Raw genomic sequence first — 7410 nt, forward strand, 5'->3', positions numbered from 1 at the left:
TGACCACTATGAAACAGCGCGATCGATTGCGCATCGCGGCGCAGAAATCGGGCCGCCTATCGGAGGCCGGGCGCGATCTCATGGCGCGTAGCGGGCTGCGCTTTCGCGAAAGTCGTGATCGCTTGTTCTGCTACGGCGAGGTCGAGCCGGTCGACCTGCTGTTGGTGCGCGATGACGATATTCCCGGCCTGATTGCCGAAGGCGTTTGTGATCTCGGCATTGTCGGGCGCAACGTCTTGCTGGAACAGCAGCTCGAGTATGTGCAGCGGGGCGAGGTTGCGCCGTTTCAGGAGCTGCGCAGGCTCGGATTCGGACGTTGCCGATTGGCCCTGGCGGTGCCTTCGGAGTTTGTCTACCAGGATCCGACCTCGCTGGCCGGCTGCCGAATCGCCACCTCGTACCCGGCACTGCTGTCCGACTGGCTGAGGAAACAGGATGTTCAAGCAGAGGTGGTGACCCTGTCGGGCAGTGTTGAAATTGCTCCCAAGCTGGGCAAGGCTGACCTGATCTGCGACCTGGTGTCAACCGGTGCCACGCTGGCCGCCAATCAATTGCGAGAGGTGGCCACCCTGCTTGAAAGCGAAGCCGTGCTCGCCGCGCCGGCAGAGCTCATGCTCGATGATCGGCAGACCATCGTCGACCGCCTGATCAAGCGGCTCGACGGCGTACTGCAGGTGCGCGACAGCAAGCTGATCATGTTGCAGGTGGATCGATCGGCCCTGGACCAGGTGATTCATTTGTTGCCGGCGGCCAACGCACCGACCATCATGGCCATCGATGGTTCCGAACAGGCCGTTGCGCTGCATGCCCTGTGTCGGGGCCACTTCAGTTGGCAACAGCTGGAAGATATTCAACGGGCCGGAGCCCGCGGCGTAATGATCCTGCCGGTGGAGCAAATGCTGGCATGAGCAGGAATCTGATCCCAATGCGCTGGGACGCGCTGTCTGTCAGCCAGCAAGCAGAGCTACTGGCACGTCCGCCGCAGTCGCGTGATCCCAAGTTGCGCGAGACCGTGGCGCGGATCATCGATCAGGTCGGCGCCGATGGCGATGCGGCCCTGCGCGCCCTGACCCGCCGATTCGACGGTTGCGAACTGGCTGAACTGGAAGTCAGCGCTGCCGAGTTCGAGCAGGCCGAAGCGGGAGTCGTGCGACGCACCAAGCAGGCGATCGAAGAAGCATGCGCGCGCATCGAGGCCTTTCATCGTGCCGGTGCTCCGGAGGCCTATGCTCTGGAAACCGCGCCGGGCGTGCGCTGCGAGCGCATCCTGCGACCGATTGATCCGGTCGGGTTGTATGTGCCGGCGGGCAGCGCGCCCCTGCCATCGACTGCGATGATGCTGGGCATTCCGGCGCGGCTCGCCGGGTGTCGTGAGATCATCGTTTGCTCGCCGCCCAATGCAAGCGGCCAGATCGATCCTGTGCTGCTGTTGTCGGCACGCCGGGCAGGGGCAACTCGGGTGTTCAAACTGGGGGGCGTACAGGCGATTGCCGCCATGGCCCTGGGAAGTGCCTCGGTGCCCGCCTGTCGCAAGCTGTTTGGTCCCGGCAACGCCTATGTCACCGAGGCAAAGCTGCAGGTGTCGATGCGCTCCGCTGGCCCGGCCATCGACATGCCGGCGGGTCCGTCGGAAGTGTTGGTGGTGGCTGATGCGCACGCCAATGCTGATTTTGTCGCTGCCGACCTGCTGTCGCAGGCCGAGCACGGCCCGGATTCACAGGCCATCTTGCTCACCGACAATGCAGGTCTGGCCGAACGTGTCGCCGCTTCGGTAGAGCGCCTCAGCCAGCAACTCGATCGGGGCAGCATCCTCGACGCCGCTCTGCAGCATGCTCGCTTGCTGCTCACCAGGGATATCGGCGAGGCGATTGAAGTCGCCAACCGCTATGCGCCGGAACACCTGATACTGAACCTCGACGATGCACGCGCCTGGCTGCCGCGGGTACACGCGGCAGGCTCGGTGTTTCTGGGGGCTTATTCGCCTGAGGCCCTGGGCGATTACTGCAGCGGCACCAACCACGTGCTGCCGACCTATGGCGCTGCTCATGCCTACAGCGGTGTGTCGGTGGCGAGTTTCCTCAAGCAGATCACCGTGCAGGAGGTCAGTGAGGCAGGCTTGAGGGCGATCGGGCCCTGTGCCCAGCATCTGGCCAATTGTGAGGGTCTGAGTGCCCACGAATTGGCGGTCAGTTGCCGATTGGCAGCCCTGGAGAATGCGGCATGAGTGGTGCGGCTGGAAAAAATCCAGGGCTGCTCGATCTGGTCCGGCCCGATTTGCGGCAGTTTGCCGGCTACTCGTCTGCGCGCAAGGAAGCCAGCGGCGGCGCCATATGGCTGAACGCCAACGAGAGCCCTTGGTCGGTGGCCGGTGATCAGCAGGCCTTGAATCGCTACCCAGAGCCACAACCGGTCGCCTTGATCGAACGGCTGGCGAACCTGTATGCGGTGCAGTCAGGCGAATTGCTTGTCGGTCGTGGCAGCGACGAGCTGATCGATCTTCTGGTTCGAGCGCTGTGCCGAGCGGGGCAGGACAAGGTGCTTGTCTCCAGCCCCACCTTTGGCATGTATGCGGTGAGCACGCGCTTGCAGGGCGCTGAACTGATTGATGTGCCATTGCTGGCGGAGCGTGGTTTCGCACTGAACGTTGAGGGCATCGAGGCGGCATTGGATTCACGTGTGAAGCTGGTATTCGTTTGCAGCCCGAACAATCCGACCGGCGCTGCTGTTTCTACCGATGACCTGGCCGATCTGGCCCGGCGTCTGCAGGGGCGTGCGCTAGTGGTTGTGGATGAGGCCTACGCCGAGTTCTCTGCGCAGCAGTCAGCACTGAGTTTGCGCCCCCGCTTTCCGCACATCGCCGTGCTGCGCACACTGTCGAAGGCCTATGGTCTGGCTGGCGCGCGGATTGGCTCGTTGATTGCCGATCCGGCGCTGATTGCGGTGTTGAACGCCATCATGGCGCCATATCCATTGCCCACACCCAGTGTGGCCGCAGCGCTGCGCGGCCTGGATGAGAAGGCGGTGGTCTTGGCGCGCAGCCGAATCAATCTGATCAGCGAGGAGCGGCGACGTCTGGCCGCCGAGCTGGCACAGTTGCCCGAGGTGAGCAGAGTCTGGCCCTCGGACGCGAATTTCCTGCTGCTGCGCTGCGCTGATGCGACCGCCATGTATCAGCGCGCGCAGCGCGCCGGCATCATCATCCGCCGACCCGCTGCGCATCCAGCGCTGGAGAATTGCCTGCGGATCTCGATCGGCACGCCCGAACAGAACGACGCCCTGATTGCCGCATTGCGTGCGACAAGGGAGGCAGCATGAAGCGGATCGCCTTCGTCGATCGTGATGGCACCTTGATCGAGGAGCCGGAAGACTTTCAGATCGATGCCTACGACAAACTGCGATTTGTCGAGGGCATGCTGGCGGGTTTGCAGGCGCTGCAATCGGCCGGATTCGAACTGGTGATGGTGTCCAATCAGGATGGACTCGGCACGCCAGCCTTCCCGCAGGATCACTTCGAAGGTCCGCAGCAGTTGCTGATGCAGCTGTTGGAGTCTCAGGGTGTTCGCTTTGCCGAGGTGCTGATCGACCCCAGCCTGCCCGAGCAGCGTTCGCCGAATCGCAAGCCCGGCGTTGGCATGGTGATGCACTACCTGCGCGACCGCAGCGTTGATCTTGCCGGCAGCGTGGTGATCGGTGATCGCGACACCGATCTCGAGTTCGCTCGCAACCTCGGCGCGCGCGGCTTCAAGTTGGGACCGAAGGAATCCTGGTCCAGCATCCTCAGCCAGATTCTCGCCGCGGAACGACGCGCCGAGGTCAGGCGTGAAACCAGAGAAACCCGCATTGCCGTTGAGCTGAACCTCGATGTTCAGCGCGATCCGCAGGTGATGACCGGGCTTGGCTTCTTCGACCACATGCTTGAACAACTCGGAAAGCACGGCGGCTTTGCCCTCGATCTGCACTGCGCCGGTGATACGCATATCGATGAGCATCACACGGTGGAAGACTGCGCCCTGGCCCTAGGCACAGCGCTGCGTCAGGCGCTTGGCAACAAGCGCGGCATCGGTCGCTATGGTCATGCTGACGAAGGTGAAGGGTCGGCGGGCGAGGCCTTGATCCTGCCGATGGACGAGTGTCTGGTGCGCGCTGCGCTGGACCTGTCCGGACGCCCTTACTTCGTCTTTGATGGACGATTCCCACGCGAGCGGGTAGGCGATCTTCCGACCGAGCTGGTGCCGCATTTCTTCCGCTCATTGTGCGAGACCGCCGGCATCACCCTTAACCTGCAAGTGCGTGGGGAGAATGCACATCATATGGTTGAAGGTTGCTTCAAGGCCGTGGCGCGGGCATTGCGCGCGGCGATTCAGCGCTCCGGACAAGAGCTGCCCAGTACCAAGGGGGCTCTGTGAGCCGGGTAGTGCTGATCGATGCTGGCGGTTCGAATATCGGCTCGGTGCAGTACGCCTTGCAGCGAATTGGCGTCGAAGCGCCTTTGACCCGCGACGCCGGGCAGATCCGCGCCGCAGAACGGGTGATCCTGCCGGGCGTGGGGGCGGCCATGCCGGCCATGCAGCGCCTGCGTGAGGCCGGTTTGATCGAGCTCATCCGGCAGTTGCAGCAGCCGTTGTTGGGGGTCTGCGTCGGCATGCAGATCCTGTTTGAGCGCTCGGAGGAAGGCGATGTGGACTGTCTTGGACTGCTGCCAGGGCGGGTGCAGAAGCTGGCCGGTGGAGAAGGTCTGCGAATTCCCCATATGGGATGGAACCGCGTGTTCAAGCAGCAAGCCGATGAGCCGTTGTTGGTCGGCATCGAGGACGGCGCCCACGCTTACTTCGTACACAGCTATGCCGTACTGGATCTGAGTGCCGCCGCCGCAATCTGCGAGCACGGTCAGCGCTTCGTGGCGGTGGCCCGTCGCGGCAACGTTGCTGGCGCGCAGTTTCATCCGGAGCGCTCTGCCACCTTCGGTGCCCGCCTATTGGAGAACTTCGTACGATGAGCTTTGTTGTTTATCCGGCCATCGATGTGCGGTCTGGCCGCGTGGTGCGTCTGCGGCAAGGCGACTACGCCGAAGAGACCCGTTACGCCGATGATCCGCTCAGCGTGGCCGAGCGCTATGCCAAGACCGGCGCGCAGTGGCTGCATCTGGTTGATCTCGATGCTGCGCGCAATGGCGGCTATGGCCTGAACAGCCTGTTGAAGGCTATCAAGCGGGGCACGAATTTGCAGGTGCAGACCGGTGGCGGCGTGCGCTCGGTCGATCATGCGCGTGCCATTCTCGAGGCCGGTGCCGATCGCGTGGTAATCGGCTCCTTGGCAGTCAGTCAGCCAGAACAGATCATGCGTTTGATTGATGAGCTGGGTGCCGATCGGGTCACCGTGGCCCTGGATGCGCGGCAGGAGACAGGCGGGCGCTGGACCCTTCCCACCCACGGCTGGACGGCTGGTAGCGGCGTCGGGTTGGTGGAACTGCTGGCCGAGTACCGACGGAGCGCCTTGCGCCATCTGCTGTGCACCGACATCGGTCGGGATGGCATGCTGAGCGGGCCGAATATCGAGCTTTACCGCGCCTTGCGGCTGTTGGCGCCGACCCTGCGCATCCAGGCTTCCGGCGGTGTGCGGCATCTGGCAGATGTGCAGGCCGTACGCGCCGCCGAGCTTGATGGCATCGTGCTTGGCAAGGCCCTGTTGGAGGGGCTGCTGCAGGTAGAGGAGGCGCTGGCATGCTGAGCCGGCGAATCATTCCCTGCCTTGATGTGCGCGACGGGCGGGTGGTGAAGGGCGTACGTTTTCGTGATCACGTCGATATGGGCGATATCGAACAGCTGGCGATGCGCTACCGTGATGCCGGCGCTGACGAACTGGTTTTCTACGACATTTCAGCCAGTCCCGATGCCCGTTCGGTGGACGTTGGTTGGGTGGAACGGGTGGCTAGAATCATCGATATCCCGTTTTGCGTCGCCGGCGGCATTCGCTCGGTTGATGCAGCGCGCCGGGTGTTGAACGCCGGCGCCGACAAGATCTCGGTCAACTCACCGGCCTTGGAGAGACCGCATCTGATCACCGAGTTGGCTGACGCATTCGGTGTGCAGTGCGTGGTGCTGGGGGTGGATAGTCTGCGCGATGCCGATGGTGAGTGGCGTGTGCGTCAATACACCGGCGATCCCTCGCGGACCCGTGCATTGCCGCGCAGGACGCTGGATTGGCTAAGCGAGGCACAGGACCTGGGAGCAGGGGAGATCGTGCTCAATTGCATGGGGTCAGACGGCGTTAGGCAGGGCTACGACCTGGAGCAGCTGAAGGCAGCGCGCAGACTTTGTCGCGTGCCGTTGATCGCCTCGGGTGGAGCAGGTAAGGCGGAACACTTTTCCCAGGTGTTTGAGCAAGCCGATGTGGACGGCGCCCTGGCCGCATCCGTATTCCACAACGGATCGATCGAAATTCCTGAATTGAAGCGCTATCTGCGCCAACAAAGAATCGAGGTGCGTGATGTCGCCTGAACAGGTCGATGCCCTGGACTGGAGCAAGCAGCAAGGCTTGCTGCCGGTGATCGTGCAGGATCCGCGTTCCTTGCGGGTGCTGATGCTCGGCTACATGAATCGCGAAGCGCTGCTGCGCACGCTCGAACTTGGGCAGGTGACGTTCTATAGCCGAAGCAAGCAGCGACTGTGGACCAAGGGCGAGTCCAGCGGCAATGTGCTGCAGCTGTGCTCGATTGAGGCCGATTGCGACTGCGACACGCTATTGGTTCAGGCGCTGCCGCAGGGGCCGACCTGCCATCTCGGTACTGCCAGTTGCTTTCCCGCGGCACCGGCCAGCTTTGTCGCCCGGCTTGACCAGCTGATCGAGACACGTGAGCGCGAGCGGCCGGCGGACAGCTACACCACACGATTGTTCGAGCGTGGCCTGCGACGTATCGCCCAGAAGGTCGGAGAGGAAGGGGTGGAAACCGCGCTGGCGGCGGTGGTGGAAGAGGACGAGGCGCTGCTCGGTGAAGCCAGTGACCTGCTCTACCACCTGCTGGTATTGCTGCGCGCGCGCGGGCTCGGCCTTGTCGATCTGCAAGCCTGTTTGGCCGCACGCCACGAAGAAGTGCAAACGACTGGCTGATCCGATCGCTTGAAGTTTGCGCGTCCTGTCCAAGGTCGGATCCCGCGAGTCGGTCGCCATTCGCCTGGACTTGCTCACAACTCATCGCGCCTCCGGCACCGTTCTTTCTCCGGGTTAGCCCGGATATTTCATGAGGGGGCGCGGATGATCACCGAGGACTTTGCGTCGAGTGCAAGGCGTGACGAGCCCAAGTGGTGGGCCCACTTGGGCGAGAAGCAACGCGGCAATCGGCGCAAAGGACCGGTGAGGGCCGTGCCAGCGCCGAAAGATGGCGAACACTCTGTTATCTCAACACCATCGGTC

At 63.1% G+C, this 7410-nt stretch carries 8 protein-coding genes; all 8 read left to right on the top strand.

Annotation, left to right across the window (positions count from 1 at the left end):
* The first annotated feature begins 8 nt into the window (after nucleotides 1-8).
* The 8 genes from hisG to hisIE are packed head-to-tail and all read left to right on the top strand — an operon-like array spanning nucleotide 9 to nucleotide 7107.
* Entirely contained in the window at nucleotides 9-908 is a 900-nt protein-coding gene (gene hisG / locus IFO71_RS18260; RefSeq protein ID WP_192031112.1) for an ATP phosphoribosyltransferase, read from the top strand.
* On the top strand, nucleotides 905-2224 hold the full coding sequence (gene hisD / locus IFO71_RS18265; RefSeq protein ID WP_192031113.1) for a histidinol dehydrogenase: 1320 nt from the start codon (nucleotides 905-907) through the stop codon (nucleotides 2222-2224). Before hisG ends, hisD begins: the two co-directional genes overlap by 4 nt.
* Nucleotides 2221-3315: a histidinol-phosphate transaminase gene (gene hisC / locus IFO71_RS18270; protein WP_192031114.1), complete on the top strand. Its 1095-nt coding sequence runs from the start codon at nucleotides 2221-2223 to the stop codon at nucleotides 3313-3315. Before hisD ends, hisC begins: the two co-directional genes overlap by 4 nt.
* Nucleotides 3312-4406 (top strand): bifunctional histidinol-phosphatase/imidazoleglycerol-phosphate dehydratase HisB, encoded by a 1095-nt coding sequence (gene hisB / locus IFO71_RS18275; protein ID WP_192031115.1) that lies wholly within the window; start codon nucleotides 3312-3314, stop codon nucleotides 4404-4406. The genes hisC and hisB overlap by 4 nt, the downstream gene beginning before the upstream one ends.
* Entirely contained in the window at nucleotides 4403-4996 is a 594-nt protein-coding gene (hisH, locus tag IFO71_RS18280; protein ID WP_192031116.1) for an imidazole glycerol phosphate synthase subunit HisH, read from the top strand. The genes hisB and hisH overlap by 4 nt, the downstream gene beginning before the upstream one ends.
* On the top strand, nucleotides 4993-5727 hold the full coding sequence (gene hisA / locus IFO71_RS18285; RefSeq protein WP_192031117.1) for a 1-(5-phosphoribosyl)-5-[(5-phosphoribosylamino)methylideneamino]imidazole-4-carboxamide isomerase: 735 nt from the start codon (nucleotides 4993-4995) through the stop codon (nucleotides 5725-5727). Before hisH ends, hisA begins: the two co-directional genes overlap by 4 nt.
* On the top strand, nucleotides 5721-6497 hold the full coding sequence (gene hisF, locus IFO71_RS18290) for an imidazole glycerol phosphate synthase subunit HisF (protein WP_192031118.1): 777 nt from the start codon (nucleotides 5721-5723) through the stop codon (nucleotides 6495-6497). Before hisA ends, hisF begins: the two co-directional genes overlap by 7 nt.
* A complete protein-coding gene (gene hisIE, locus IFO71_RS18295; protein WP_192031119.1) occupies nucleotides 6487-7107 on the top strand; it encodes a bifunctional phosphoribosyl-AMP cyclohydrolase/phosphoribosyl-ATP diphosphatase HisIE in 621 nt (206 codons plus the stop codon). Before hisF ends, hisIE begins: the two co-directional genes overlap by 11 nt.
* Nucleotides 7108-7410 lie beyond the last annotated feature (303 nt).

The organism is Pseudomarimonas arenosa (genome assembly GCF_014841215.1).
Taxonomy (GTDB): domain Bacteria; phylum Pseudomonadota; class Gammaproteobacteria; order Xanthomonadales; family Xanthomonadaceae; genus Pseudomarimonas; species Pseudomarimonas arenosa.

Coding starts and splice junctions, on each gene's coding strand:
- hisB (WP_192031115.1), top strand. CDS start 3,312: ATGAAGCGGATCGCCTTCGTCGATCGTGATGGCACCTTGATCGAGGAG.
- hisG (WP_192031112.1), top strand. CDS start 9: ATGAAACAGCGCGATCGATTGCGCATCGCGGCGCAGAAATCGGGCCGC.
- hisC (WP_192031114.1), top strand. CDS start 2,221: ATGAGTGGTGCGGCTGGAAAAAATCCAGGGCTGCTCGATCTGGTCCGG.
- hisA (WP_192031117.1), top strand. CDS start 4,993: ATGAGCTTTGTTGTTTATCCGGCCATCGATGTGCGGTCTGGCCGCGTG.
- hisD (WP_192031113.1), top strand. CDS start 905: ATGAGCAGGAATCTGATCCCAATGCGCTGGGACGCGCTGTCTGTCAGC.
- hisIE (WP_192031119.1), top strand. CDS start 6,487: ATGTCGCCTGAACAGGTCGATGCCCTGGACTGGAGCAAGCAGCAAGGC.
- hisF (WP_192031118.1), top strand. CDS start 5,721: ATGCTGAGCCGGCGAATCATTCCCTGCCTTGATGTGCGCGACGGGCGG.